At 63.9% G+C, this 24,439-nt stretch carries 28 protein-coding genes and 1 tRNA gene; 16 read left to right on the forward strand and 13 right to left on the reverse strand.

The features are described 5' to 3' along the window. Positions 1-7: 7 nt before the first annotated feature. Entirely contained in the window at positions 8-2,407 is a 2,400-nt protein-coding gene (locus EJC47_RS02635; protein ID WP_126845366.1) for a TonB-dependent receptor, read from the forward strand. A gap of 45 nt (positions 2,408-2,452) precedes the next feature. On the opposite strand, the gene EJC47_RS02640 is transcribed toward EJC47_RS02635, so the two are convergent. From EJC47_RS02640 to hflK, 4 genes are all read right to left on the reverse strand, one after another. Further along, complete coding sequence (locus tag EJC47_RS02640; protein WP_126845367.1) at positions 2,453-4,120, reverse strand: helicase HerA-like domain-containing protein; 1,668 nt, start codon at positions 4,118-4,120, stop codon at positions 2,453-2,455. 101 nt (positions 4,121-4,221) lie between these two features. Then, complete coding sequence (locus EJC47_RS02645; RefSeq protein WP_126845368.1) at positions 4,222-5,760, reverse strand: Do family serine endopeptidase; 1,539 nt, start codon at positions 5,758-5,760, stop codon at positions 4,222-4,224. A 111-nt stretch (positions 5,761-5,871) separates the two neighbouring features. Further along, the gene (gene hflC / locus EJC47_RS02650; protein ID WP_126845369.1) at positions 5,872-6,735 is read right to left on the reverse strand and encodes a protease modulator HflC; all 864 of its coding nucleotides are present in this window, start codon (positions 6,733-6,735) and stop codon (positions 5,872-5,874) included. Then, entirely contained in the window at positions 6,732-7,883 is a 1,152-nt protein-coding gene (gene hflK / locus EJC47_RS02655) for a protease modulator HflK (protein WP_126845370.1), read from the reverse strand. The genes hflC and hflK overlap by 4 nt, the downstream gene beginning before the upstream one ends. A 70-nt stretch (positions 7,884-7,953) precedes the next feature. Between hflK and EJC47_RS02660 the strand changes: the two genes are divergently transcribed. From EJC47_RS02660 to EJC47_RS02670, 3 genes are read left to right on the forward strand one after another with little or no spacing between them, the layout of a single operon-like run. Next, the gene (locus EJC47_RS02660) at positions 7,954-8,916 is read left to right on the forward strand and encodes an Mrp/NBP35 family ATP-binding protein (RefSeq protein WP_126845371.1); all 963 of its coding nucleotides are present in this window, start codon (positions 7,954-7,956) and stop codon (positions 8,914-8,916) included. Beyond that, entirely contained in the window at positions 8,916-9,344 is a 429-nt protein-coding gene (locus tag EJC47_RS02665) for a CoA-binding protein (RefSeq protein WP_126845372.1), read from the forward strand. The genes EJC47_RS02660 and EJC47_RS02665 overlap by 1 nt, the downstream gene beginning before the upstream one ends. A 33-nt stretch (positions 9,345-9,377) precedes the next feature. Further along, positions 9,378-9,908: a hypothetical protein gene (locus EJC47_RS02670; protein ID WP_126845373.1), complete on the forward strand. Its 531-nt coding sequence runs from the start codon at positions 9,378-9,380 to the stop codon at positions 9,906-9,908. Positions 9,909-9,923: 15 nt separating this feature from the next. Here the strand turns inward: EJC47_RS02670 and EJC47_RS02675 are convergent, their stop codons facing one another. From EJC47_RS02675 to EJC47_RS02695, 5 genes are all read right to left on the reverse strand, one after another. After that, positions 9,924-11,210: a homoserine dehydrogenase gene (locus EJC47_RS02675; protein WP_126845374.1), complete on the reverse strand. Its 1,287-nt coding sequence runs from the start codon at positions 11,208-11,210 to the stop codon at positions 9,924-9,926. A 70-nt stretch (positions 11,211-11,280) separates the two neighbouring features. After that, positions 11,281-11,601, reverse strand: coding sequence for a hypothetical protein (locus tag EJC47_RS02680; protein ID WP_126845375.1), 321 nt, complete (start codon positions 11,599-11,601; stop codon positions 11,281-11,283). A gap of 1 nt (position 11,602) precedes the next feature. Beyond that, positions 11,603-12,568: an isopenicillin N synthase family dioxygenase gene (locus EJC47_RS02685; protein WP_126845376.1), complete on the reverse strand. Its 966-nt coding sequence runs from the start codon at positions 12,566-12,568 to the stop codon at positions 11,603-11,605. Positions 12,569-12,646: 78 nt separating this feature from the next. Then, positions 12,647-13,147, reverse strand: a complete 501-nt coding sequence (locus tag EJC47_RS02690; protein ID WP_126845377.1) for a hypothetical protein — start codon at positions 13,145-13,147, stop codon at positions 12,647-12,649. Between the two features lie 64 nt (positions 13,148-13,211). Then, positions 13,212-13,622 carry a DUF3597 domain-containing protein gene (locus tag EJC47_RS02695; protein WP_126845378.1) on the reverse strand — a complete coding sequence of 137 codons (411 nt, stop codon included), beginning with the start codon at positions 13,620-13,622 and terminating at the stop codon, positions 13,212-13,214. 134 nt (positions 13,623-13,756) lie between these two features. Here EJC47_RS02695 and EJC47_RS02700 point away from each other — a divergent pair, with 134 nt between their 5' ends. The 3 genes from EJC47_RS02700 (at position 13,757) to EJC47_RS02710 (ending at position 16,219) form a co-directional block, all read left to right on the forward strand. Next, positions 13,757-14,986, forward strand: coding sequence for a multidrug effflux MFS transporter (locus EJC47_RS02700; RefSeq protein ID WP_126845379.1), 1,230 nt, complete (start codon positions 13,757-13,759; stop codon positions 14,984-14,986). A gap of 92 nt (positions 14,987-15,078) precedes the next feature. Next, on the forward strand, positions 15,079-15,426 hold the full coding sequence (locus EJC47_RS02705) for a DNA primase (protein ID WP_185867541.1): 348 nt from the start codon (positions 15,079-15,081) through the stop codon (positions 15,424-15,426). 139 nt (positions 15,427-15,565) lie between these two features. Next, positions 15,566-16,219, forward strand: a complete 654-nt coding sequence (locus tag EJC47_RS02710) for a hypothetical protein (RefSeq protein WP_052192425.1) — start codon at positions 15,566-15,568, stop codon at positions 16,217-16,219. Positions 16,220-16,225: 6 nt separating this feature from the next. Here the strand turns inward: EJC47_RS02710 and EJC47_RS02715 are convergent, their stop codons facing one another. Then, positions 16,226-16,462: a hypothetical protein gene (locus EJC47_RS02715; RefSeq protein ID WP_033965902.1), complete on the reverse strand. Its 237-nt coding sequence runs from the start codon at positions 16,460-16,462 to the stop codon at positions 16,226-16,228. Between the two features lie 7 nt (positions 16,463-16,469). Beyond that, positions 16,470-16,664, reverse strand: a complete 195-nt coding sequence (locus tag EJC47_RS02720; RefSeq protein WP_126845380.1) for a hypothetical protein — start codon at positions 16,662-16,664, stop codon at positions 16,470-16,472. A gap of 64 nt (positions 16,665-16,728) precedes the next feature. Here EJC47_RS02720 and EJC47_RS02725 point away from each other — a divergent pair, with 64 nt between their 5' ends. Continuing rightward, the gene (locus EJC47_RS02725; RefSeq protein WP_033965900.1) at positions 16,729-17,436 is read left to right on the forward strand and encodes a Crp/Fnr family transcriptional regulator; all 708 of its coding nucleotides are present in this window, start codon (positions 16,729-16,731) and stop codon (positions 17,434-17,436) included. 9 nt (positions 17,437-17,445) lie between these two features. Here EJC47_RS02725 and EJC47_RS02730 read toward each other — a convergent pair whose 3' ends face one another. Continuing rightward, entirely contained in the window at positions 17,446-18,129 is a 684-nt protein-coding gene (locus tag EJC47_RS02730; protein WP_126845381.1) for an RBBP9/YdeN family alpha/beta hydrolase, read from the reverse strand. Between the two features lie 281 nt (positions 18,130-18,410). Between EJC47_RS02730 and EJC47_RS02735 the strand changes: the two genes are divergently transcribed. From EJC47_RS02735 to proC, 5 genes are all read left to right on the forward strand, one after another. Further along, positions 18,411-19,142, forward strand: a complete 732-nt coding sequence (locus EJC47_RS02735; RefSeq protein WP_033965914.1) for a TlyA family RNA methyltransferase — start codon at positions 18,411-18,413, stop codon at positions 19,140-19,142. Between the two features lie 120 nt (positions 19,143-19,262). Next, a complete protein-coding gene (locus EJC47_RS02740; RefSeq protein WP_126845382.1) occupies positions 19,263-19,820 on the forward strand; it encodes a TspO/MBR family protein in 558 nt (185 codons plus the stop codon). 19 nt (positions 19,821-19,839) lie between these two features. Then, positions 19,840-20,106 (forward strand): accessory factor UbiK family protein, encoded by a 267-nt coding sequence (locus tag EJC47_RS02745; protein WP_033965896.1) that lies wholly within the window; start codon positions 19,840-19,842, stop codon positions 20,104-20,106. A gap of 105 nt (positions 20,107-20,211) precedes the next feature. Then, positions 20,212-20,727: a YbjN domain-containing protein gene (locus tag EJC47_RS02750; RefSeq protein ID WP_033965895.1), complete on the forward strand. Its 516-nt coding sequence runs from the start codon at positions 20,212-20,214 to the stop codon at positions 20,725-20,727. A gap of 45 nt (positions 20,728-20,772) precedes the next feature. After that, the gene (gene proC, locus EJC47_RS02755; RefSeq protein ID WP_185867545.1) at positions 20,773-21,552 is read left to right on the forward strand and encodes a pyrroline-5-carboxylate reductase; all 780 of its coding nucleotides are present in this window, start codon (positions 20,773-20,775) and stop codon (positions 21,550-21,552) included. A gap of 38 nt (positions 21,553-21,590) precedes the next feature. Here proC and EJC47_RS02760 read toward each other — a convergent pair whose 3' ends face one another. Beyond that, positions 21,591-22,070 carry a MarR family transcriptional regulator gene (locus tag EJC47_RS02760; RefSeq protein WP_033965894.1) on the reverse strand — a complete coding sequence of 160 codons (480 nt, stop codon included), beginning with the start codon at positions 22,068-22,070 and terminating at the stop codon, positions 21,591-21,593. A 72-nt stretch (positions 22,071-22,142) separates the two neighbouring features. Here EJC47_RS02760 and EJC47_RS02765 point away from each other — a divergent pair, with 72 nt between their 5' ends. From EJC47_RS02765 to EJC47_RS02775, 3 genes are all read left to right on the forward strand, one after another. After that, positions 22,143-23,267, forward strand: a complete 1,125-nt coding sequence (locus EJC47_RS02765; protein WP_033965893.1) for a branched-chain amino acid aminotransferase — start codon at positions 22,143-22,145, stop codon at positions 23,265-23,267. Between the two features lie 60 nt (positions 23,268-23,327). Continuing rightward, a tRNA-Gln gene (locus EJC47_RS02770) sits at positions 23,328-23,402 on the forward strand. A gap of 61 nt (positions 23,403-23,463) precedes the next feature. Continuing rightward, a complete protein-coding gene (locus EJC47_RS02775) occupies positions 23,464-24,438 on the forward strand; it encodes a polysaccharide deacetylase family protein (protein WP_260591452.1) in 975 nt (324 codons plus the stop codon). The last annotated feature ends 1 nt before the right edge of the window (position 24,439 follow it).

Genomic DNA, 24,439 nt, shown 5'->3' on the forward strand with positions numbered 1-24,439 from the left:
GGTTTAGATGTCGTTTCACACTGTTTCGCGCGTCGCATTGGCGCTTGGGCTGATCGCTGGCCTGTCCAACGTCGCCAATGCTGCGACCCCGGACGCCGCACCCGCGCCCGCGCCCGGCGAACCTGTGGCAGCCCCTGCTGCACAGCCCGACGACGCGGCACAGACCGACATTCTGGTCACTGCGCGCCGCAGCACGCGATCGGTGACCCAACTCGACAGCACCGAGATCCAGAAGATCCTGCCCGGCATCAACCCGCTCAAGGCGATCCAGACATTGCCTGGCGTGACCTATCTGACCGCCGATCCGTGGGGCAATAACGAGCAGAACATCTCGCTGTTCATCCACGGCTTCAACCAGCAGCAGCTCGGCTATACCCTCGATGGCATTCCGCTCGGCGACCAGAATTACGGTAATTACAATGGCTTGTCGCCACAACGTGCGATCATTTCGGAAAACGTCGGCAAGGTGACGCTGGCGAGCGGTGCGGGCGATCTCGGCACCGCCTCCACCAGCAACCTCGGCGGCACGATCGATACCTTTTCGAGCGATCCCAAGCATAGCTTCGGCGGCACGGTCGCGCAGACGGTTGGCAGCTACAGCGCGTTTCGCACCTACGTGCGGCTCGACAGCGGCGATCTTGGCGGCGGCAACGCTTTCTATGTCTCGGGCGTGCGACAGGATGCGCGCGCGTGGGATTTCAATGGCCATCAAGGCGGCTATCAAGCCAATGGCAAGTTCGTCCACGATAGCGGATCGATCAAGCTGACCGGCTATTTCGCCTATTCGGACAAGACCGAACCCAATGAGGACGCGACCGTCGTCAATATTTCAAAGGGCGAGGTGCCCGGCAGCGTGCCGTACACGCGCCCGTTCCTCTACCCCGACTTCAAGACCGCAGTCGCCTATCTGACCTCGGCAGAGTATGCTGCGGCCAAGGACAATTACCGTAACTATTACAGCGACGCGCAACGCACCGATTATCTCGGCTATGTCGCGATGACGGCAAAACTGAGCAGCGCGGTGACCTACGACGCCAAGGTCTATTATCACCACGATGATGGCGTCGGCGTGGTTGCCGGGCCGATCACGGTTGCTGGCCTGCCGCAGCTCTTTTCGGTCTATTATCCGGGGCAGAACCTTTCGACCGTGTTTGGCGGATCGGGCTTTGCGACGCGCACGACCGAATATCGCATCGATCGCGGCGGCATCGTCCAGACGCTGAAGCTGTCGCTGGGCAACCATGACATCGAATTTGGCGGCTGGTTTGAGCGGCAGAGCTCGTCGGCCTTCCGCCGCTGGTATGCGCTGGACGTCAACAATCCGTCGACGCCGTACCAGCGTCCGCGCGACACGCTCAACCCGCTGATAACCCAATACTATAGCGAAGTGCGCGTCGACCAGTTGCAGAGCCATGTGCAGGATGCGTGGCACGTGCTGCCGACGCTGACGATCCTCGGCGGCTTCAAGTCCACCTATCAATTCGCCACGCAGCGCATCAAAGTCCAGCCGCTGCTGGGTTCGTTCGCTGGAACCGTCGCGCTTCCCAATGGCGCGCTTGAGACGACCAAGGTGTTTTTGCCCGAAGTGGGTGCGGTGTGGGAGGTGACCCCCAACGATCAGTTGTTCGTCAACGCGCAGAAGAACATCCGCCAGTTCCAGACGAGCGCTGCGGCTGGCCTGTCGCCCTTTGCACTGGGCAGCCAAGGGGCGTTCGACCTGTTTTCCTCGACCGTCCAGCCCGAAACGAGCTGGACCTATGAAGGAGGCGTGCGCTCGCATCACCAACTGGGGGGCGGCCTGTCGATTGAGGGGCAGCTCAGCGTCTATCACGTCGATTTCTCGAACCGGCTGCTCGGCATTTCGCCCAACCCGATCGTCAACTCGATCACCAGCGGCGCTGCGATCATTCAGAACGTCGGTGGCGTGAAGACCAATGGCGTGGATTTCGCGTTCACGCTGCACGCCGGGCCGCGAGTGTCGTTGTACAATGCGCTTTCGTACAACACCTCGAAATATAAGGCCGACTATATCAGCGGAACGACGACGGTGCCGACGCAGGGCAAGAACGTGCCCGGTTCGCCCGACTGGCTCAACAAGACCGTGCTGTCGGTTGGGCACGGGATCTTCGACGCGCAGTTGATCGGCGATTATATCGGTCGCCGCTACGCAACCTACACCAACGACCTCTCGGTGGCGGGCTATTTCACGTTGGCAGGGCAGATCGGGGCGACGATCCCGCTCGACCAACGGTTGGTAGCGAAGGCGCTGCACGTCAGCGTGAACGTCACCAACATCACCGATCGCAAGGCGGCATCGTCGCTCAGCATCGGATCGGCGACCAACACCTACAGCGTGTTCCCGCTGGCCCCGCGTCAGGTGTTCGGGACGGTAAGCATCAGCTTCTGATACGGCCTGGCCTGCCGCCGCTCGCAAAGAGCGGCGGCAGCGGGCTTAGCGGCCTTTGAACAGGCCGCCGAGGACGCCGCGCACCAGCCCGCCGATAATCCCGGCCCCGGCACCGCGGCTGGAGCCGAACACGGCCTTCGATACTTCATTGGCGACCTGACGCCCGACCGCAGACGAAGCCGATCGCGTCGCCGAGGTGATCGCCCGGTTCCACGGCGAGTTGGCCGCCGCCTTTGCCGCCGCCGCTTCCTGTTGCGCCGCGAGGCGGGCCTGGCGGTCGGCCTCGCGTTGCGCCGCGACCCGCTGGCGTTCGGCTTCGCGCGCGGCAACGGCGTCGGCCTTGGCCTGTGCCGCCGCCGCTTTGTCGGCCTCGGTCTTCGCCTTGGCTTCGGCGGCGGCTGCGCTCGCTTCCTGTGCCTTGCCGGCGAGGATTTCCTCGGCGGATTGGCGGTCGATCGCGGTGTCGTATTTGGTGCCGACCGGATCGGTCTGGATCATCACGCCGCGCTCCACCGGGGTCACCGGGCCGACGCGCGAGGCAGGCGGGGCGATCAGCGTGCGCTGGACCGGGGAGGGCGATCCGTCGGGCAACAGCAGCGAGACCAAAGCCTCGCCGACCTTCAATTCGGTGATCGCGGTTTCGACATCGACACCGGGATTGGCGCGGAAGGTGGTCGCGGCGGACTTTACGGCGGCCTGATCGCGCGGGGTGAAGGCGCGCAGTGCGTGCTGTACGCGATTGCCGAGCTGCCCCGCCACCGTATCGGGAATGTCGATCGGGTTCTGGGTGATGAAATAGATGCCGACGCCCTTTGAGCGGATCAGACGCACGACCTGTTCGATCTTTTCGAGCAACGCCTTGGGCGCGGCATCGAACAGCAAATGCGCTTCGTCGAAGAAGAAGCAGAGCTTGGGCTTGTCGGGATCGCCGACCTCGGGGAGATGCTCGAACAATTCGCTCATCAGCCACAGCAGGAAGGTCGAATAGAGCTTAGGGCTCGCCATCAACTTGTCGGCGGCGAGCACGTTGACGATGCCGCGGCCCTTGTCGTCCACGCCGATGAAATCGTCGAGATCAAGCGCGGGCTCGCCGAAGAAATGCTCGCCACCCTGCGACCGAAGCTGGAGCAGGGCGCGCTGGATCGTGCCGATCGATTGCTTCGAGACATTGCCGTAGGTGGTGGTGAGCTCGTCGGCGCGTTCGCCGCAGCTGACCAGCATCGCCTGCAGATCGTCGAGATCGAGCAGCAGCAGCCCGTCTTTGTCGGCGACGTGGAAGGCGATCGTCAGCACGCCTTCCTGCACCTCGTTCAAGTCCATCAGCCGCGAGAGCAGCAGCGGGCCCATTTCGGTGATGGTGGTGCGGATCGGGTGACCCTGTTCGCCATAGAGATCCCAAAATTGCACGGGCGTATCGGCATAAGCCCAGGCGTCGTCGCCAATTTCCTTGGCGCGCGCGGCGAAAATGTCGTGATTCTTGGCGGTGGGGGAGCCGGCCATGGCGAGGCCCGACAGATCGCCCTTCACATCGGCGACGAAGCACGGGACTCCGTTGCGCGAAAAGCCTTCGATGATGCCCTGGACGGTGACGGTCTTGCCGGTGCCGGTCGCGCCCGCGATCAGGCCGTGGCGGTTGGCGCGCTTCAGTTCGAGGGCTTGCGGGTTTGCGCCGCCGGGGCCTGCGCCAATGAAGATGCTGGTCGTGTCGTTCATGAAGCCTCCCGCCATTTCGGCGAAAAGCTATCGCGCGAAAACCGGGGCGGCGGAAGGAAAATCCCTCCCCCGCACGAACGGCGGGGGAGGGATGTGTCGGCTTACTTCTTCAGCTTCACCGCGATGAACAAAGCGGGCTGACGGCCGCGCACCAGATACAACGCGACTTGCGTGCGACCGGCAGCCTTGGCCTGGGCGACCACTGCACCGAGCGACGCGGGCGTGGTAACCGGAACGCCATTGGCCGAGACGATCACGTCGCCGCGCTTCAGGCCCTTCGACCCGGCATCGCTCGACGGATCGACGGTTGCGACGACCACGCCCTGCACCGACGAATCGATGTTGAAGGTGCGCGCGATTTGCGGGGTCAGCGTCTGCACCGTTACGCCAAGCGCATTGGCTGCCGCCTGGCCGACGGTGGGGTTGTCGCTGTCATCCCCGTCATCGCCTTCTTCGCCCGCAGCCTTCGCCGCAAGCTGATCTTCGGGCGGACGCGTGCCGATGGTGGCGACGATCGTCATCGGCTTGCCCTGACGAACGATGTCGAGCGGCACGCGGCTGCCCGGCGTCACGTTCGCGACGAGATAGCTGAGCGACTGATCGGGCGTGACATCCTTGCCGCCGACGCGCAGCACGACGTCGCCGACCTTCAGCCCAGCCTTTTCGGCAGGCTGGCCCGGCTCGATGCTGCGGAGCAGTTCGCCACGGTTTTTAACCAGCCCGAAGGACGAGGCGAGATCGTCGTCGATCGGCTGCGGCCCAACGCCGAGATAGCCGCGCGCGATCTTGGTGCCTTTCATCAGCTTCTCGATGACGGGCTTGGCGTCGGTGGCCGGAATGGCAAAGCCGATGCCGATATTGCCGCCGCCGGTGCTGCCCAGAATCTGCGAATTGATGCCGATCACGTTGCCGTTGAGGTCGAACATCGGGCCGCCGGAATTGCCCTGGTTGATCGCCGCGTCGGTCTGGATGAAGCGATCATAGGCTCCGCCGCCGGTCACGCGGTGCAGCGACGAGACGATGCCCGCCGTCACCGTGCCGCCCAGGCCGAACGGATTGCCGATCGCGACGACCCAGTCGCCAACGCGCGCAGCATCCGAATCGCCGAACTTCACGAAGGGCAAGTTCTTCGCATCGATCTTGAGCAGCGCCAGATCCGAGGTGGGATCGCGTCCGATCAGCTTGGCGACATATTCCTTGCGGTCGACCAGCGTTACCGTGATCGAATCCACGGTTGCACCCTTTGCACCGGGTGCCACGACGTGATTGTTGGTGACGACATAGCCATCGGGCGAAATGATGAAGCCCGAACCGAGCGAGGTCGCCTCCCGGGTGATCGCGGGGCCGCCATTCCCGCCTTGGCCCTGCTGACCGAACAGCCCCTCGAACGGGGTGCCGGCGAACGGGTTGGCGGGCTGCTGTTGCGTGATGTGCTGGCTGGTCGAAATATTGACCACGGCCGGCTGCAGCTTCGCGACCAGATCGGCGAAGCTCATCGGCGCACCCGGCTTGGGGGCGGTGGCGGCCATCACGGCGGGTTCGTTCTGCGCGGTCTGCGCGCCCCCGGCGGACGGCAAGGCAATGGCGGTCGCGGTGCCGCTCAGCAACAGGGCGGCGGTAATGGCGTAGGCGTAGCGCACTTTGGTCGTTTCCTCTCGTCTACCAATTGGCAGCATCGCCTTTGTAGATACTAAGCGATGCTGAACGGCGATTGAATATGAACGGCTGGTGGATGGTTATGGGGCCATCCGTCAGCGCCGTCCCTGGAATTCCTTCAAATAGGCATTGTCGGGCGACAGTACCAACGAGGTCTGGCCCTTGGCATCCTGCGCGAAGGTATAGCGATAGGACTGCATCGCCCGATAGAAATCGTAGAAGTCAGGATCCTTGTTGAAGGCGTCTGCATAGATTTGCGCGGCCTTGGCATCGGCTTGCGCCTGGATGATCTGCGCGGTCTGCTGGCCCTGTGCTTTGATCGTCAGCGCCTGTTGCTGGCGCGCGGTGCGCATGCGGTTGAGCGCGCTGTCGAACGGCGTGCCGCTCGGCAGATCGGCATGTTTGATGCGCACGTCGACGATCTGCACGCCGTATTGCGACGCAAGCTTTTGCAGCCCGGCGCGGATATTGCCCATCACCTGGGTGCGTTCGGGGCTGAGCAAGGCCGCGAACGGGCGCTTGCCGAGCTCGTTGCGCAGCGACGAGCTGAACAGCGGCTTCAACTGATCCTGCACGCGCTGTTCGGTGACAGACGTGCTGCCGGTCGAGATCACCGCCTTCAACGGATCGACGATGCGGAAGCGGGCATAGGCATCGACTTCCAGCCGGGTCTGGTCGGTCGAGAGCACGGGCTGGTTGTCGAGTTCGACATCGAGCACGCGTTTGTCGACCCATACCAGCCGATCGATGAACGGCACGCGCGCCGTCAGGCCGGCGCCGGTCTGACCGAACACTTCATTGGGGCGATATTCGTTGATCGTGCGCACGGGCTGCTGAAAGCGCAGCACCACTGCTTGGCGCGTTTCCGGCACGATCGCGAAGGTGCTCGCGGCGAGGATCAGCAGCACCAGCGCGACGACGCCAATGAAGATCGGATTGCGGAACAAGGCGCGGTTCACTGGGCGACTCCCGGAGTCTGAGGAGCGGCAGAGGCGGAGGGGGCGACGGGCGGCAAGCGGCGCATGCCGGGCAGTGGCAGATAGGGAACGACGCCGGGCGATTCGATGATCGTCTTGTCCGATTTGGACAGGACCTGTTCCATCGTGTCGTAATACATGCGGCGGCGCGTCACCTCGGGGGCGAGCTTGTACTGCGCATAGATCACGTCGAATGCGGCGGCTTCACCCTGCGCCTTGGCCAGCACCTGCTGCGCATAGCCGCGCGCGCGGCTGATGTCGCTTTGCGCCTGTTGCTGCGCGGCGGAGACTTCCTTGAAGGCGTCCGCCACCTGCGCGGGAGCCTGAGCGCCCTTGATGGCGACGCCCTGGATGCGGATGCCCGAATTATAGCGATCGAGGATTTCCTGCATTGCCTGCTGGACTTTCACCTCCATCGCCGTGCGGCCGGCACCGATCGCTTCGTCGAGCGTGGCGGTGGCGACGACAGCGCGCATCGCGCTTTGCGCAGTGGCGCGCAGCGTTTCGCGCGGGCGCGCGATCTGGAAGGCGAAGTCCTGTGGGTTGGCGATCTGCCAGCGCACCGAATAATCCAGATCAACGATGTTCTGGTCGCTCGTCAGCATCAGCTTGTCGGTGTCATTGCCGGTGGTGACGGTGCTGCTGTCATCGGGGAAGGTATCGGTGTTGATCGCCGCGACATCGACCTTGGCGACCTCGACAAAGGGCGCAGGCAAGGTGAAGCGGATGCCGGGCTCGAGCGTCTCCGAATAGCGGCCGAGCACGGTGACGACACCGCGCTCCTGCGGGCCGATCGAATGGAAACTGGTGAGGGCAATCCATGCGACCAGCAGGATGCCGACCGCGATCACCCACAATTGGCCTGCGCTAGGCGCGCCCGGAATACGGGGGCGTCCACCGCCACCACCAGAGCCGCCTCCGCCGCCGCGCGCGCGCTTGAGGAATTCATCGAGTGCGCTGGGCCCCGGCGTAGTGCCACGCGGCTTGCCGCCGGGCGGCTGTGCCCATGGGTTGCGCGGGCCGCCACTGTCGCCCCCGCCATTGTCGGACCCGGAGCCGCTGCCCCACGGTCCCTTATTGTCGGCGGCGAGGATGGAGAGGCGCTGAAACCAGCCCGATAAGATCGTCATGAAACCTTTATAGGGGTGCGTTCTTGCGAAAAACAGTGGCAAGCGCATCCGCGTCGCCTATCTGCGCACGATGACCGATAGTAGTTTGCTAGATGCCGCCCTTCTCCGCGTTGCCCAGGGGCGCGCCACCGCCAGGATCGAGGAGGGACGCGCCAGCATCATCGTCGATGTCAGTGGCCTTGATGACGCCGCGCGCGACGCGCTGGAGGCCGATGTCCGCGCCGCCGCTACCGATGTTCCCGGCATTACCAGCGTGCGCGTTGCGCTGACCAGCCAGCGTTCGCGCCGAATCGTGCTGGCGGTGGCGAGCGGCAAGGGCGGGGTGGGCAAATCCACCGTCTCGGCCAATCTCGCGATCGCGCTGGCGCGCTCCGGGCGGCGCGTCGGGTTGGTCGATGCCGATATCTACGGCCCCTCGCAGCCGCGCCTGATGGGCGTTGCCGACGCCAAGCCAACCGCGCGCGACAAGGTGTTGCAGCCGGTGCCGACGCCTTATGGCGTGCCGATGCTGTCGATGGGGATGCTCGTCGCCGCCGACCAGGCGATCGCGTGGCGGGGGCCGATGGCGGCAGGCGCGCTGACGCAGATGATGGACGCCAATTGGGGACCGGCCGACACGCTGGTGCTCGATTTGCCGCCGGGCACGGGCGACGTGCAATTGACGATGATCCAGAAATATCGCCCGAGCGGCGCGGTGATCGTCTCCACCCCGCAGGATCTGGCGCTGATCGATGCGCGCCGCGCGATCGACCTGTTCGTCAAGGCGGGCGTGCCGATCATCGGGCTGATCGAGAATATGGCGGGCTATGTCTGCCCGTCATGTGGCGAGGTATCGGATCCGTTTGGGACAGGCGGGGCGGAGGCCGCTGCGGCGGAACTGGGCCTGCCGTTTCTGGGGCGCATCCCGCTCGATATCCGCGTGCGCGTCGCCTCGGATGCGGGCGAGCCCCCGGCGGCCGGGAACGGTCCCGAAGGCGTTGCGTTCATGGGCGTGGCCGACAAGGTTGGCGATTGGATCAAAGGACAAGGCTGATGCAACTCACCCAGGATGCCGAGCTTCGCACCTTGCTGGAGGAAACCCGCGTGATTGCGCTGGTGGGCGCATCGGATCGCCCCGATCGCCCATCCTACCGGGTGATGCGGACGTTGCAGGAGCATGGCTATCGCGTGATCCCGATCAATCCGCAGATCACCGGCGAGCATCTCCACGGCGAATTCGTGTTTCGCGACCTGTCGCAAATTGGCGATCCGATCGATCTGGTCGACATCTTCCGCAATTCTGCGGCAGCGGGCGAGGCGGTGGATGACGCCATCGCAGCGGGCGCTAAAGCGGTCTGGATGCAATTGGGCGTGGTCAACGACGTCGCCGCCGCACGGGCAGAGGCGGCGGGATTGAAGGTCGTCATGGACCGTTGCCCCGCGATTGAACTCGCGCGCCTTGGGATCGCGCCGATCGCCTGAAATTCGCCACGATTGCAGCGCAGCTTTGCTCCGATGCTGTTGCTGCTCCTTGCCGCGCAAAGCGCCAGCCCTGCGGCAAGCCCCGCAGCCGCACCGACATCCTTTTCCATTCTACAACCGGTGCCGGACGAGCCGTGCGTGCGGCGTGGCGCGAAAGACAGCAATCCCGAGGATATTGTGGTGTGCGGTCAGCCGCTGCCGTCGCAGGCTTTGCCCTATCCCAACGAAGTGGTGCTCGACGAGCCGCGCCCCTCCAACCCCGACCTGCGGGCGACCCGCGCCCTCGATCTGTCGACGCCATCCTGTGCAACGGTGCAGAGCGGCTGCAATGTGGGGGTTAACATCTTCGGCGGGGCTACGCAGTTGGTGCGCCTTGTGCAGAAGGCGATCGCGCCCGACAGTTGCTGCGAGCGGCCGGGTGAGGCGTCCAGTCTCGGCATGCTGCTGGGCGACGCCGCACACGGGGTCGGGCGGGCGTTCCGCAAAAAGCCTGACAAATCGCGCCGCGTTTCGATATCGCTGGAAGACCCGCCGCTGGATACTTCAAGCAGGATTACGCCCTAAACGCACGCCACGGCGTTACGCGAGGATGTGCATCCATAGCGGCTGGCCGACCAGGCTCTGCGAGCCGCGCAACCGTTCCAGCGCCTGGGCGACGCTGCGCTCGGGCCCTTCATGGGTGACGATCGCCACCAGCACCGATCCGTCGGCATGGACGCCGCGCTGCATCAGGCTTTCGATCGAAACCCCGGCGTCGCGCATTGCGGCGGCGATTTCGGCCAGCACACCCACGCGGTCGGCGACGGTGAAGCGCACATAGGCGCGGCCCAACCGGTCACCCGCATCAGCGGGCCCCTGCGCCAGCAAAGCGTCGGCGGGCATCGCGAAAGCGGGACCGAATTCGCCGCGTGCGATGTCGATCAGATCGGCGACGACAGCCGACGCGGTCGGCCCGTCGCCGGCACCCGCCCCCTGGAACAGCAAGCGCCCGACGAAATTGCCTTCCGCCACCACCGCATTGGTCGCGCCGGTGACGTGCGCGAGGGGATGGCTGACGGGGACCAGATGCGGGTGCACGCGCTGGAACAGCCCGTTCGGGCCGGACTCCGCCAACCCGATCAAGCGCACCCGGTAACCGAGCGACGCCGCCTCGGTGATGTCGGCGGCGAGCACGTGGCGGATGCCGCTCGCCGCGACATCGGCGAAAGCGGGTTGCGTGCCGAAGGCGAGGCTGGCGAGCAGCGAAACCTTGTGCGCGGCATCGACGCCATCGATGTCGAAGCTTGGGTCGGATTCGGCAAAGCCCAGCGCCTGCGCTTCGGCCAACACATCGGCGAAATCGCGGCCTTCGGCTTCCATCTTGGACAGGATGAAATTGCAGGTGCCGTTGAGGATGCCGTAGACGCGCTCGATTTCATTGGCGGCGGCACCCTCGCGCAGCCCCTTGATCACGGGCACGCCGCCCGCGACGGCGGCCTCGAACTTCAGCGCGACATTGGCGGCTTCGGCGGCGCGCGCCAGCTCCAGCCCGTGATGCGCCAGCATCGCCTTATTGGCGGTGACGAAGCTCTTGCCCGCGCCGAGCGTGGCGCGCGCGAGCGTGAGCGCAGGGCCATCCGACCCGCCGACCAGCTCGACCACGACATCCACGTCCGCATGGGCGAGCGCTGTCGTGTCATCGACCCATGCGAAGCGACCGATATCGACCCCACGATCCTTGCTTCGATCGCGCGCGGACACCGCGACGATTTCGATCGGCCGCCCCGCGCGCCGCGCGATCAGCGCGCCATTGGTGTCGAGCAAGCGGATCACGCCTGCGCCAACCGTGCCGAGACCGGCAAGCGCGATGCGGAGGGGTTTGGTCATGGCTTGGAGTTCCTGCCTTGTAATGCGGGGCGGCTCATGCGGCACGATCGCCTCTGAAACAAGATCGCTCTTATTTTGGGGGCGTGATCACGACTAGAGTGCAGCCCTTGCTGCAATCCGGCATGGTGTACGCGACGTGGACGAGGATCGCGGCACTCCAGCTTACGATCGTAATGCCAAACAGCCGCACAGCTGTGTCGAAGTGTCGGCGTTGGAAGACGATCCACTGTGCGAAACCGCTGACGGCGGCAACAATAAACAAGATCGAGACCAGCAACGGCAAAGCCAAAAACTGGGCCGGACGGGTCAATGCAGACAGCGCCGTAAGTCCAGCTAGCATCGTCCCGAGCGCGCCGATCGCCAGTTGCAGGTATCGTCCGGCCCGGATCACCTCAGGCCTTCACCAACCCGATTTCGACCAGCCGCTCGTGCAGATAATCGTGCGCGGTGATCGGGGTAGGATAGCGGTTGGTGTTTTCCGCGGTGATCGTCGAGGGCAGCGTCTCGATCAGGAAATCGGGCGCCGGGTGCAGGAAGAACGGCATCGAGTAGCGCGAATGGCCGCGGCGTTCGGGGGCCGGATTGACGACGCGGTGCGTGGTCGAGGGCAAGACGTGGTTGGTCAGGCGCTGGAGCATGTCGCCGACATTGACGACCATCGCACCTTCGGGCGGCTTGATCGCCAGCCACTCGCCATTCTTGTCGAGCAGTTCGAGGCCCGCTTCCTCGGCCCCGAGCAGGAGCGTGATGAGATTGATGTCCTCATGCGCACCAGCGCGAACCTCCGGCGCGTCGGCGGGGACGGGGGGATAATGGAGGAGCCGCAGCACCGAATTGCCGTCCTTTACGGCGTGATCGAACCAGTCGGGTGCCAGACCCAGATGCAGCGCGATCGCGGACAATAAGCGGTCGCCTGCGGTATCGAACGCCGCGAACAATTCGATAAAGGTCTCGCGGAACCCCTCGGGCTGGTCGGGCCAGATGTTGGGGGGCATTTGCGGCTCGAAGCGGTGGCCCTTGGCCAGTTCGCGCCCGATATGCCAGAATTCCTTTAGATCGACATGGCTCGCGCCCTTGGCGATTTCGGTCTTGAACGGCGTATAGCCGCGCGCGCCGCCGCCGCCTGCCACGAAATAGGCGCGTTTCGTGTCCTCGGGCAGCGCGAAGAAGGCCTCGGTCATCGCCCATGCCTGCGCGATCAGATCGGCGGGAACGCCATGATCTGCGACGACGGCAAAGCCAAATCGCTCGAACGACCCGCCGAGCGCGGCCGCAAAGGCGACTGGATCGGCGGCTTCGTCGTTGAGCGAAAGCGCTGGGACTTGCGCGGTTGTGGGAGCAGTCGGCGTATCGAGCATGATCGGGCGTCCGTCAGGGTAAAGCAACCCGATAAACCGGATTCGCCCGCACGTCATCCATAGACCGCCACCCCCTGCTCAACCGATGGTGATGACGCCCTTCGCCATATCGCTGCCGTTGGGCACCAGGTCGAGCGCGAAAGGCTCACCTTCATTGGTCTTGCCGGTGAGACCATTGCCCTCTGCGGTCAGCGTGAATCCGGCGGAGGTTAGTTTGGTCTTGAGCCAGTCCCGGACCGCAGCGGGGGAAGCGGGGCTGGTAAAGGCAACACGGACGTGCCCGTCCTCCTCGGCATCGGGCTTGTTCTTGGCGGTGATGTTCACGCTGCCGATCGTCGAACCCGGATACAGATGGACGCCGTTCATATCGAAATTGTTCGCGTCCAACTTCACGTTGGGGAGTGTTACTTTGCCCTTGAAAAACGGCGTGTCGATCGACGCTTCGCCATTGCCGTCGAAACCGGCGAGCACCGAGCCGTCGCCATTGGAGGTGTTGATCGAAATCGAGGTGCCGTCCTTGTCCGCCCCACATGCGGCAAGGGGGAGCAGCGCAACCGCGCAGACCAGGGAACGGAGCATGGCGGACCTCATGTGTATCATAGTGTTAATACACTAACGGTCCGCCACGCCGTTCGTCAAGAGCTCAGTGCGTCAGCGCGGCGGGCACGGTGCCGCCGGACTCGGCGAGCTTGACCATGACCTGCTGGTGCAACCAGATGTTCATCGTCGCGCTGTCCTCGGTATCGCCGGTGAAGCCGAGTTCGTGCGCGAGGGCGAGACGGTTTTCATGGCTCGGGTCGAGGTCGAGCAGCTTCATCAAGTCGACGATCGAGTCGCGCCAATTGAGTTCCTGCCCCTTGGCCTCGGCTTTGGCGGTGAGGATCGCTTCGACATCAACCGGTGCGGTGGTGGCAGCCGGGGTGGTTTCTGCGGGCGGGTTGCCCGGGTCGGACGGCGTGTTCATCTGCGGCATCGCCGAAGTGGAGGGAACGGCTTCGACCGGGGCGGCCTTCTGGCCCCAGATTGCATCCTTGATCATGCTGAAAATGCCCATCGCCATGCTCCGAGTGGTGGAGCCACGAAAGTGCCGCAACGGTGCTACGGTTCCATGACGCGCGATAGATTCAAGCTGGAGTGCGGATGAATTGATGGGTGACCTGCGCGGCGGGCTCGGGCATTGGGAACGGCATGCCTGTTTCTACCGACACCTCTGTGCAGGACTCGCCGCCAATTCGCCTGGTGGAGTTCGTGCCTCTGATCGCGGCGCTCATTTCGCTCGGCGCGCTCGGGATCGATACGATGTTGCCGGCCTTGCCGGATATCGCACGTCGGCTGGGGGTGGATGCGATCGTCGACGGCCCGTTGATTTTGACGGTGTTCGTGGTTGGGCTGGGGATCGGGCAATTGATCCACGGGCCGCTGACCGATCGTTTCGGGCGTCGGCCGGTGCTGATCGCGGGCCTGATCGGGTACATTGTGTGCAATCTGCTGGCCGGGCTTGCTAACAGTTTCGCGCTTTTGCTGGCGATGCGATTCATTAGCGGATTGGCGATCGCTGCCAGCCGCGTCGTGACCATAGCGGTGATCCGGGACTGTTTTTCGGGCCGCGCAATGGCGCAGGTGACCAGCCTGGCGTTTATGGTGTTCATGGCGGTGCCGATCGTGGCTCCGAGCATCGGCCAGGCGATTTTGCTGCTGGGGTCGTGGCGGTTGATTTTTGAGATGATCGCGGCGGCCGCGTTGTTGTGCCTGGTCTGGTTCGTCCTTCGTATGCCCGAAACACTGCGCCCGGAAAACCGTGCGCCGCTGTCGCTCCGCAGCACGCTGTCGGGCTGGCGGCACACGCTGCGCGATCGCTATTCGCTGGGTTACATGATTGCGGCGCTGATCTGCCAGGGCGCGATTTTCGGGTATCTCAGCTCCATTCAACCGATCATGGAGCATGTCTTTCATCGTCCCGCGCTGCTCGGCAGCGTGTTTGCCGCTTCGGCCGGTACGATGGCGGTCGCGAACCTGCTGAATTCGCGGATCGTGATTCATTTGGGAATGCGCCGTATTTCGCAGGTTGCGCTGGTGGTGATGATCGCCTCGTCCGGTACCGGCTTGGCTGTCGGCCATCTTGGGGACGAACCGCTGCTCGTGTTCGTGGTCGTGCAGGCGATCACGATGGCGTGTTTTGGCCTTGCCACGTCCAACATGTCGGCGATGGCGATGGAAAATATGGGAGAGATTGCGGGGATCGCGTCGAGCGTGCAGGGCTTTTTCGGGATCACGCTCGGCGGGGTGATCGGCTGGGCGATTGGACGCAGCTTCGACGGCACGACCGCGCCGATGCATTTGGGTTTCCTCATCGCCGGCGTGGCGGGGCTTGGCATCGCGGCGATCGTGGAACGTGGGCGGTTGTTTCGTCCCAGCTGAGCAAATTTCGGCGCAATGCGGAACCGAACGAGGGTTGCACGGTTCGAAGTTTGGAATGATCCTACATCGTGTGGGCTGTCGGGAGAGACGCAATGAGCATGGGTGGACACCGCGTGCCGGGGGAAGGCACCGGCGACGACGGATATGACGAAGAAGGCTATGACGAGAGCCAACGCGCTGAAATCCTGGAGGTAACGCGCGACGGCCCCAGCGATGGCAATCTGCTGACCGACCTCAACCCCGACATCGCGTCCGAAAATGACGACGATGATCTCGACATGGAAGACGATGATCTCGGCGAGGAAGATGACGATCTGGACACCGAAAAGGATCCAGACGAGGACGAGGAAGACGAAGACGACGTTCAGGACGAACTCGACGACGATACGGTCGATGAGGACGAATTGAGCGACCGCGACGACGCAGCCCTGCGTCCCTGATCGTAAAATAGGGGTGGCCGACGGGTGTCGGCCGCTTTTTTTTGACCGCCGCAAATGCGCTGCGATGGCTGGTTGGCGGCCACGTCGCGTCCGGGCGCTAGCCTTATTGTCCCTCCGATTCCTTGTGTGAGACGTGGTGATGTCGCGTATTGTTCTGGCTCCGTGGCCGCTGTTTTTCCTCGTTGCCTGCACCGCGCAGCCTGCGCGCGATCCTGCGGTGAATACCGAAGCGGCGAAACAACGGGAACCGGTGGCGGTCGATGCCCATTCCGGAGACGCAGGCGGTGCGCGCAATTCAGTCGCCAGCAATGAGGAGGCTTCGGTGCCGCCCGACGCATTGCAACCGCCTGCACCGGGCACGCCGGGCGGATTGCCGGACGATCGCACCCCGATTGCGGAGACACCGTTCGCGCCCGACAGTGCGCAAGGCGCGGCAAATGTCGTACAAACCTATTACGCGTTGATCGGGGAAGCGAAATATCGCGAGGCCTTCGCGCTTCGCATCCCCGGCTCGGGCGCTGCCGGAAGCGCAGGACCGTTCGCTGCCGATTTTGCGCGTTATAGCGAATATCACGCCAATATCGGCGCGCCCGGGCCAGTGGATGCCGGAGCCGGACAGCGCTATGTCACCGTTCCCGTACAGATTTACGCCCGGCTGAAGCAAAGCCGGAAACCGCTCTATCAGATCGGTACTGTTACGCTGCACCGAACGGCCGATATTGACGGCGCTTCCCCCGAACAACGCCAATGGCGCATCCAGTCGATCGAGGTGAAAGACGCACCGCGTCGTTAAGGGGGCTCAGTCGCCCTTCATGGCGTTGGCCAGAATGGCAAGGTCGGCATTGTCGATGGCGGCACCCGTGGCGTCGGTGGCATTGGCCGTCGCTGCCGTTTCACCATGTCCACCGGAAGGGGCAAAGCCAACCGTGTCGACTGCGGTCCACAGGATGCCGATCGCCCAAAGCAGCGCCGACCAGCGGCTGAGGAAGAGTTTTCGGAACGGCACTGGTGCGAAGTAGCGCGCCGTGATTAACATTCTTCCCTTAGCATGAATGATTCCAGGGAAATTCCTCGTCGGGGCGACGATCGGCGAGATCTGCTGCACGATGGAGCTGTTCGGCAGATTGTTTGGCGGCTTGCGGAGTTAAAGAGGCAGCCAGGCCGTCCGGCCCGTCGAGCAGGACTTCGCCTCGCTCCGCCGCTACACGGATTGGCGTATCGCTCGGTGGTTTCGACATTTAATCTCTCCCGGTGGACAGAACGCGGTGCTGCGGCGCATGTTCCGGGAAAATAGGGGAAACTATGTACACTAGCCTGTTCCTTAAGACTCATCGCCACCCGGTTCTGGACGCCGATGACGTTGCTGCGCTGGAAGGCGCGGTCGGACGGACGGCCAAGTTTTCGGCCAAGCAAATCATCGTTCGTCAGCACACGCCGCTGACCCAATGTACCTTGCTGCTGGAAGGGTTTGTCGAGCGCTACAAGGATACGCCAGAGGGACGGCGGCAAATTCTCGCGATTCACGTGCCAGGCGATTTTGTCGATTTGCACAGCTATCCGCTGAAGCGTCTCGAACACTCGGTTGCCGCCCTCACCGACGTACAGGTCGCATTTTTTCCGCATAGCGCGATTCGGGCGCTAACCGAGCGATCCGCGACACTCACCGAACTGCTGTGGCGCTCGACCCTGATCGACGCCGCGATCAATCGGGAATGGATCGTTTCGATCGGCGCGCGCAGCGCCGTGGTCCGGCTCGCGCACCTGTTTTGCGAGATGTACGTTCGCCTCGAGCGCATCGGGATGACCAACGGCTTCACCTTCGCGCTGCCGTTGACCCAAGTCGACCTGTCCGACGCCACCGGTCTGACCGCCGTTCACGCCAACCGCATGCTCCGTCAGTTGCGGGAGCAGGGACTGGTCAGTTTTCGGCAGGGAACAGTCGATATCCTCGATTGGGACGCCTTGCGGCGCTTCGCCGATTTCGACCCTGCCTATCTGTTCTTCGATTGATGTGCAGGATCAGGCGATCGGTCCGCCCGCCAGATAATGCGACTGCGCCGCGTCGGTTGCGTTGATGGCGAGGATGGAGCGCGCATCGCCCGGTGTCAGGGGCTTGCCGTTGCGATCCGCCGCCGCGCCGATCACGCGGTGGAGCAATTCCTGACCCTCTTCCCACCATCCGATCCCGCTCGCGGCGTTCAGATGGCCTTGTGCACCGGCATCGACGAAGTGGCTGCCCCAGCCGACCGCCAGGCTGTGCGCGCGTTCGATCGTGATCCAGGGGTCGTCACGGCTGGCGACGACAATCGACGGGAAGGGCAGCGGGCTGACGGGAGTGGGGCCAAAGGCGGCGAGTTCGGCCTGCGCGTCCGGTCGGTCGACATCGGCGGGGGCGACCAGCAGCGCTCCGGCGACGGGCCAGCCATAAGGCTGCCGGGTCAGCTCGGCCCACCACGCCACGGCGAGACAGCCAAGGCTATGCGCGGCGAGCACGACCGGTGCCTGTGCCGAACGAATCGCCTGGTCGAGCTTGGTAACCCAGGCATTGCGATGCGGTGTGTTCCACATGCCCAGCTCGACCCGAATGGTGTCCGGGCGCGCCTGTTCCCATAAGGTCTGCCAATGCGACGGCCCCGAGCCACCCAGGCCCGGAACGGTCAGAATGGTCGGCTGAACGGGGTCGAAATTCGAGAAGGTACCCATCGATCCTCTCCCAATAAGCCCCGGAACAGCGGGCGGAGAGACGTGGCCACCCGTGCTCTAGGGGGACGCCGCATGGCCACGCCTCCAAGAGGAAAATGTATTCCTACTTAAAAGATAGGCAATAGCGCTGCGCCAGAAAGAACGGCGTGTGCGGTGACCCGAAATGGGGACGACGGCGCGGCGTAAAGCGGGCCAGGGGGAGCGTGATTGCGGGGTTGCCACAGGCCAAGCGACTCGAAGCCCCCTTGCGCATGCGCGCGGCTTCGCGTTGGAAGATCGGCATGTCCAAGACCCGTGCTGACCAACTTCTCGTCGATCGCGGCCTGGCCGAAAGCCGGACGCGCGCGCAGGCGCTGATCATGGCGGGGCTGGTGTTCGCGGGAGACCGCAAGATCGACAAGCCCGGCCAGGCCGTGGCGGATGATGTTGTGCTCGATGTGCGCGGGCGGGATCATCCATGGGTGTCGCGCGGCGGAATCAAGCTGGCGCATGGCCTCGATGCGGTCGGGTGGGATGTCACCGGCGCAGTCGCGATCGATGTCGGCTCCTCGACCGGCGGCTTTACCGACGTCCTGCTCCATCGCGGCGCGACGCGCGTCTATGCGGTCGACAGCGGCACCAACCAATTGGCGTGGAAGCTGCGGCAGGATCCCCGGGTCATTGTCCACGAACAGACCAGCGCGCGCATCTTGACCGACGCGCATATTCCCGAGCCGGTCGACCTGATCGTCTGCGATGCCAGCTTTATCGGCCTCGCCAAGGTGCTGGAGGTGCCGCTACGCTTTGCCAAGCCGGAGGCACGGCTGCTTGCGCTGATCAAACCGCAATTCGAGGCTGGCCGCACCGAGGTGGGCAAGGGCGGGGTTGTGCGCGATCCTGCGGTGCATGCGCGCGTCTGCGCCGAAGTCTCGGCATGGGTGGTCGCGCAGGGCTGGTCCGTTGCGACACTTGTCGAGAGTCCCATCACCGGGCCCGAAGGCAATATCGAATTCCTGATCGCGGCCACCCGATAGGCGATCGGCGTTGGTTGGGTAAAATTTAACCACGCAACCTGGCCGCCGTTCTTCTATAGAAGAGTGGGCAAGGCGACAGCGGAGCGCCTGACAGATTCGCGCGTAACCGGGGACCGTGGCTTGAGAGAGATTGCATCAAGACAACAGTTGCGGCTTGCGTTTTTGCGTTGGGCGGTCGTGACCGTGCCGTTCGTGCTGCTGCTGGGCTTTACCTCGGCGCGATTGGCTCCGGCCGGTTCGGCCAATGCCTGGTACGCCGCGCTTGTTAAACCGGCTATCACGCCGCCGGATTGGGCCTTCCCGGCGGCTTGGTCGGCAATATACGTACTGCTTGGCCTTGCGCTGGCAATGATCATTCACGCCCGCGGATCGCGTATGCGCGGCCCGGCGATCGCGCTGTTTGCTGTTCAACTGGCGGTGAATTTGAGTTGGTCTCCGGTGTTTTTCGGCATGCATCAAGTGACGTTCGCGCTTGGAATCGTCGCGCTGATGTTCTTGCTTACGCTGGCGATGACGATTGTCTTTGCCCGGATTCGCGGGATGGCCGGTGCTTTGCTGGTGCCGTATCTCGCCTGGCTGGTGTTTGCCTTCTATCTCAATTACCAGATCGTGGACTTGAATCCGGGGGCCGAAACCCTTGCGCCGCCGTCCGCCACCACCCAAATCATCAAGCTCTGAACCCCACGGGATTTTCCGCATGCAATCCGACAACAAGATTTTCGACGACTTCGCCAAGTTTCTGAACGGTGCCGCCGGTACGCTGGCCGGTGTCGGGCGCGAAGCGGAAGCGGGCGCGCGGGCGCGGGCGAAGGAGTGGATCGGCGGCTTGGACTTCGTTTCACGCGACGAATTCGAGGCGGTCAAGGCGATGGCGGCGGCAGCGCGCGACGATGCCGATGCGCTGCGCGCGCGCCTCGATGCCCTCGAAGCGAAAGCGACGGTGGCCCCCAAGGCGGAGGGCTGAGACGATCTTTTCCACAGTTTTTTCGATTGGCTTGCCTGCCCCATTCTTGTGCTGCCCGGCGCGCTGCGTCACGACAGTGTCCAAGGCGAATGATGGAGGCGCACGATGATCCTCGATGAGGCGGATTTCGATCGCGACGATGCAGCGCCGATCGACATGCTGGAAAGCTATTTCGCGGCGCATGGCTGGGACCACGAACGACAAGACGATGAAGTCATCGCCAAGGTCAAAGGAAGCTGGACGCAATATGAGCTTCGCGCGCTATGGCGCGAGGAAGACAGCGTTATTCAATTCCTGGCCTTTCCCGATGTTCGCGTCGCCGACGACCGGCGTGGTGCGATCTACGAAGCGATCGGGCTGATCAACGAGCAATTGTGGGTCGGGCATTTCGAATTGTGGTCGGCCAGCGGAATCCTGCTGTACCGCCATGCCGCGATGATCGAAGGCGCGACCGAATCGGGCGGCGGCACGATGTCGCTGGGGACGGCGGAATTGCTGGTCGAAAGTGCGATCGACGAGTGCGAGCGATTCTATCCGGTGTTTCAGTTCGTCCTGTGGGGCGGCAAAACCCCTGCCGAAGCGATGGCTGCAGCCATGACAGAGACGCAGGGCGAGGCCTGAATGGTCGGGCACGACCGTCCGGAGCGGACGGTGACTCGCGTCTGGATGATCGGTTGCGGCAATATGGGCGGGGCGATGCTCCGCCAATGGATTGCCAGTGGGGTTCTGGCACCCGGCAATGTCGATGTGGTCAACCGGGCCGACCGGCTTTTGCCGACAGGCGTCCGGCAGGCGCGGGATGTGCCGAGCGGGCCATTGCCCGATCTCGTGATACTGGCGATGAAGCCGCAGCAATTGGACGACGTCGCCGGGCGCTTTGCGGAGCGCTTGCGGGGCGTGCCGGCGTTGATCTCGATTTTGGCGGGCGTGGAAGAGCAAGCGTTGGCCGAGCGGTTTCAGGCCCGGGCGATCGTTCGGGCGATGCCCAATCTGCCGGTCGGGATCGGCAAGGGCGTGGTGGCGCTCGACAGCAGTAGTGCCGATCCGGCGCTGCGCGGCGCGATTACGACGTTGATGGCGGCGCTCGGGCTGGTCGAATGGGTCGATCCAGCGCATTTTGACGCGGTCACCGCGCTGGCCGGGTGCGGACCGGCGTTCCTATACCGCTTTATCGATGCGCTCGCGGCGGCGGGCGTCGCGCAGGGATTGCCAGAGGATCAGGCGAACCGGCTGGCGCTCGCCACGGTTGAGGGATCGGCGCTGCTGGCCGCTGCGGCGGATGTTCCGCCGGGCACGCTTGCCGATCGTGTCGCCAGCCCAGGCGGATCCACGCGCAAGGGGCTCGACGTGCTGGATCAGGGGGAGGCCCTCGTCGCTTTGCTGCGCGAGACGGTTGCAGCATCCGCTCGGCGCAATGCCGAAATGGCCGCGGCAGCGCGACGCTAGCATGATGCCGCCGGTGTCCGCTTAAAGGCTGTCGCCGGTCAGACCGAAAGGAGCTTCAGCACCTCGTCGGGGGTGATGCCTTCCAGCACCGCCCAAAAACCGCTGACCGCATTTTGTCCAGCGCTGGCATATGCTTGCGCCCACACTTGGCGGACGCATTCGAACAGATCGCCTTCGAGGTCTTTGCCCGCCTGCGACAATCGCAAGAGCCGTTGCCGTCGATCGCGCTCGCCGACTCGTGTTTCGACGAGGTTGCGCTCCACCAGCTCGTTGAGAACGCGGCCGAGCGATTGCTTGGTAATGCCAAGCAGCCCGAGAAGCGCGCTGACGGTCAAATCGGGATGGCGCGCGATAAAATACAAAGCGCGGTGGTGCGCCCGGCCCAGTCCCAACGCGCTCAGCCGCTCCTCGGTGGAGCGCGCAAGCGTGCTCTGCGCGAAGTACATGAGTTCCATGCCACGACGGATTTCGGGTTCGCGCAGGAAAAGCGGCGAGGCGGAGGCGATTGCGGTAGCCATTGTTGACCGCGTTTGCCGCCTCCCGTACAGCCCTTCAACCCCCAAATTGTAACAACTTGTCGCAGGGCTTCGATGCAGCAGAACGCCACTATCGCCCACCGCCCCACAGCCGATGCGCAGACCTTCGCCGTCGAGCCGCATCCGACGCCGACTCTCGCGAACGAACGCACCGGCCTGATCGCCAACCCCGGTTTCGGGCGCGTCTTCACCGATCACATGGTGACGATCCGCTATAACGAGGTTGCGGGTTGGCACGACGCCAAGATCACCCCGCGCGCCGCGTTCCAAATGGATACCGCCTCGGCGGTGCTGCATTATGCGCAGGAAATTTTCGAGGGGCTGAAGGCGTATCGTTTGCCCGATGGTGGTGCCGCGCTGTTCCGCCCTGCGGCAAACGCGGCGCGTTTCCGCAAATCGGCGGAGCGGATGGCGATGGTGCCGCTGCCCGATGAGCTCTTCGTCGAGTCGGTCCGCGCCATCGTGCGGCAAGAGGCCGACTGGATCCCCGATATCGACGGCGGCGCGCTGTATCTGCGCCCGTTCATGATCGCGAGCGAAGTGTTCCTCGGGGTAAAGCCGTCCAGCGAATATCTGTACGCCGTGATCGCGTCTTCGGTCGGTGCCTATTTCAAGGGTGGCGCGCCCGCCGTAACCTTGTGGGTGTCGCAGGACTATACGCGCGCCGCACCCGGCGGCACTGGTGCGGCCAAATGCGGGGGCAATTATGCGGCCAGTCTGATCGCCCAGGCCGAGGCGACTCGGCAGGGGTGCGATCAGGTGCTGTTCCTCGACGCGATCGAGCGGCGCTGGATCGAAGAACTGGGCGGCATGAACATCTTCTTCGTGTTCGACGATGGCAGTATCGCCACTCCACCGCTGACCGGCACGATTCTCCCCGGCATCACCCGCGATTCGCTGCTGACCCTGGCGCGTGACATGGGCCTGAACGTCCGCGAGGAGCCTTACGCGATCGACCAGTGCCGCGCCGATGCGCAAAGTGGCCGTTTGCTGGAAGCGTTTGCCTGCGGAACGGCGGCGGTCGTCACCCCGATCGGCACGATGAAGATGCGCGATGGCGCGTTCGACATTGGCGGCGGTGGCCCTGGGCAAACAACGTTGCGGTTGCGCCAGGCATTGATCGATATTCAGCGCGGACACGCGCCCGATCCGTATGGCTGGCTCGAGCGGGTGATCTGAAAGCGCGAATCCGGGCTTTCCAAGCTTGGATTCGCAGCCTAAAGCACGCCGCTCCCGGATTGGGGCGTCGCCAAGTGGTAAGGCAGCGGCTTTTGATGCCGCCATTCGCAGGTTCGAACCCTGCCGCCCCAGCCAATCTCTTCATCACGATTCTGCATGGGCAGAAAATTAGCGGTCGACAGAAGCGGAGCCGCGCTTGAAAGACGCAGCGACGATGACGATGCTCCGCCTGATCCTGCTCGGCCTGACCGCCGCCACCCTGTCCTGCGGCCCGGCTGACGCGCGAACTCGGCACGCCAAAATCGCCCTAACCTTCGATGACCTGCCGGCGCTGACGATCGCGAAGGACCAGCGTTATGTGAACGGCTTGAACGCCGACATTCTGGAGGGTCTGCGCAAGCACAGGATTCCGGCGACGGGGTTCGTCAACGAATCGAAGCTCAACGAGCTGGATCGACCGCAACAGATCGCCGTTCTGGAGCATTGGCTCGATGCGGGAATGGACCTGGGGAATCACACCTTTTCCCACGAATCGCCAAACCGCCTGGGCGCGGCCGCTTACATTGCCGATATTGCGCGCGGCGAGCCGGTTACGCGTGGGTTGCTTGAAGAACGGCACCGTCGGATTGGCTGGTTTCGCCACCCCTATCTCGAAACCGGCACGCCGGAGGCGGTCAAGCACGAGATCAACGCCTGGCTGACCGCGCATGGCTATCGCATCGCGCCGGTCACGATCGATGCCGACGACTGGGAATTTGCCGAGCCCTATGATGCCGCGACCATCGCGCGGGATGAGGCGACGCGGGCGCGGATACGGCACCTCTATCTCGCTCATACCGCAACGACGATCCGCTGGTATCGCAGCGCAGCGCATGCCCTGTTCGGGCGCGATATCGCCTATGTCATGCTGTTGCACGCGACCCGGCTGAATGCAGATTCGATCGATGATCTCGCGGCTATCCTCCGGCGCGAGCATTTGCGACCGGTGACGCTGGCGCAGGCGATGAAGGACCCGGCATACCGCACCCCCGATCCCTATGCCGGAAAAGAGGGGATCGAATGGATCGAGCGCTGGTCGATGGCGCTGCACAAGCCGCTGCCGTGGAGCAGCTTCACCGACGTGCCGAAAGAGATCGAAGCCGCCTATGACCGGGTCGATCACGATCGGTGAG

It is taken from the genome of Sphingomonas sp. TF3 (assembly GCF_003985085.1).
GTDB lineage: Bacteria > Pseudomonadota > Alphaproteobacteria > Sphingomonadales > Sphingomonadaceae > Sphingomonas.

Coding starts and splice junctions, on each gene's coding strand:
- EJC47_RS02635 (WP_126845366.1), top strand. CDS start 8: ATGTCGTTTCACACTGTTTCGCGCGTCGCATTGGCGCTTGGGCTGATC.
- EJC47_RS02640 (WP_126845367.1), bottom strand. CDS start 4,120: ATGAACGACACGACCAGCATCTTCATTGGCGCAGGCCCCGGCGGCGCA.
- hflK (WP_126845370.1), bottom strand. CDS start 7,883: ATGACGATCTTATCGGGCTGGTTTCAGCGCCTCTCCATCCTCGCCGCC.
- EJC47_RS02660 (WP_126845371.1), top strand. CDS start 7,954: ATGACCGATAGTAGTTTGCTAGATGCCGCCCTTCTCCGCGTTGCCCAG.
- EJC47_RS02665 (WP_126845372.1), top strand. CDS start 8,916: ATGCAACTCACCCAGGATGCCGAGCTTCGCACCTTGCTGGAGGAAACC.
- EJC47_RS02670 (WP_126845373.1), top strand. CDS start 9,378: ATGCTGTTGCTGCTCCTTGCCGCGCAAAGCGCCAGCCCTGCGGCAAGC.
- EJC47_RS02675 (WP_126845374.1), bottom strand. CDS start 11,210: ATGACCAAACCCCTCCGCATCGCGCTTGCCGGTCTCGGCACGGTTGGC.
- EJC47_RS02685 (WP_126845376.1), bottom strand. CDS start 12,568: ATGCTCGATACGCCGACTGCTCCCACAACCGCGCAAGTCCCAGCGCTT.
- EJC47_RS02690 (WP_126845377.1), bottom strand. CDS start 13,147: ATGCTCCGTTCCCTGGTCTGCGCGGTTGCGCTGCTCCCCCTTGCCGCA.
- EJC47_RS02695 (WP_126845378.1), bottom strand. CDS start 13,622: ATGGGCATTTTCAGCATGATCAAGGATGCAATCTGGGGCCAGAAGGCC.
- EJC47_RS02700 (WP_126845379.1), top strand. CDS start 13,757: ATGCCTGTTTCTACCGACACCTCTGTGCAGGACTCGCCGCCAATTCGC.
- EJC47_RS02705 (WP_185867541.1), top strand. CDS start 15,079: ATGAGCATGGGTGGACACCGCGTGCCGGGGGAAGGCACCGGCGACGAC.
- EJC47_RS02710 (WP_052192425.1), top strand. CDS start 15,566: ATGTCGCGTATTGTTCTGGCTCCGTGGCCGCTGTTTTTCCTCGTTGCC.
- EJC47_RS02715 (WP_033965902.1), bottom strand. CDS start 16,462: ATGTTAATCACGGCGCGCTACTTCGCACCAGTGCCGTTCCGAAAACTC.
- EJC47_RS02720 (WP_126845380.1), bottom strand. CDS start 16,664: ATGTCGAAACCACCGAGCGATACGCCAATCCGTGTAGCGGCGGAGCGA.
- EJC47_RS02725 (WP_033965900.1), top strand. CDS start 16,729: ATGTACACTAGCCTGTTCCTTAAGACTCATCGCCACCCGGTTCTGGAC.
- EJC47_RS02730 (WP_126845381.1), bottom strand. CDS start 18,129: ATGGGTACCTTCTCGAATTTCGACCCCGTTCAGCCGACCATTCTGACC.
- EJC47_RS02735 (WP_033965914.1), top strand. CDS start 18,411: ATGTCCAAGACCCGTGCTGACCAACTTCTCGTCGATCGCGGCCTGGCC.
- EJC47_RS02745 (WP_033965896.1), top strand. CDS start 19,840: ATGCAATCCGACAACAAGATTTTCGACGACTTCGCCAAGTTTCTGAAC.
- EJC47_RS02750 (WP_033965895.1), top strand. CDS start 20,212: ATGATCCTCGATGAGGCGGATTTCGATCGCGACGATGCAGCGCCGATC.
- proC (WP_185867545.1), top strand. CDS start 20,773: ATGATCGGTTGCGGCAATATGGGCGGGGCGATGCTCCGCCAATGGATT.
- EJC47_RS02760 (WP_033965894.1), bottom strand. CDS start 22,070: ATGGCTACCGCAATCGCCTCCGCCTCGCCGCTTTTCCTGCGCGAACCC.
- EJC47_RS02765 (WP_033965893.1), top strand. CDS start 22,143: ATGCAGCAGAACGCCACTATCGCCCACCGCCCCACAGCCGATGCGCAG.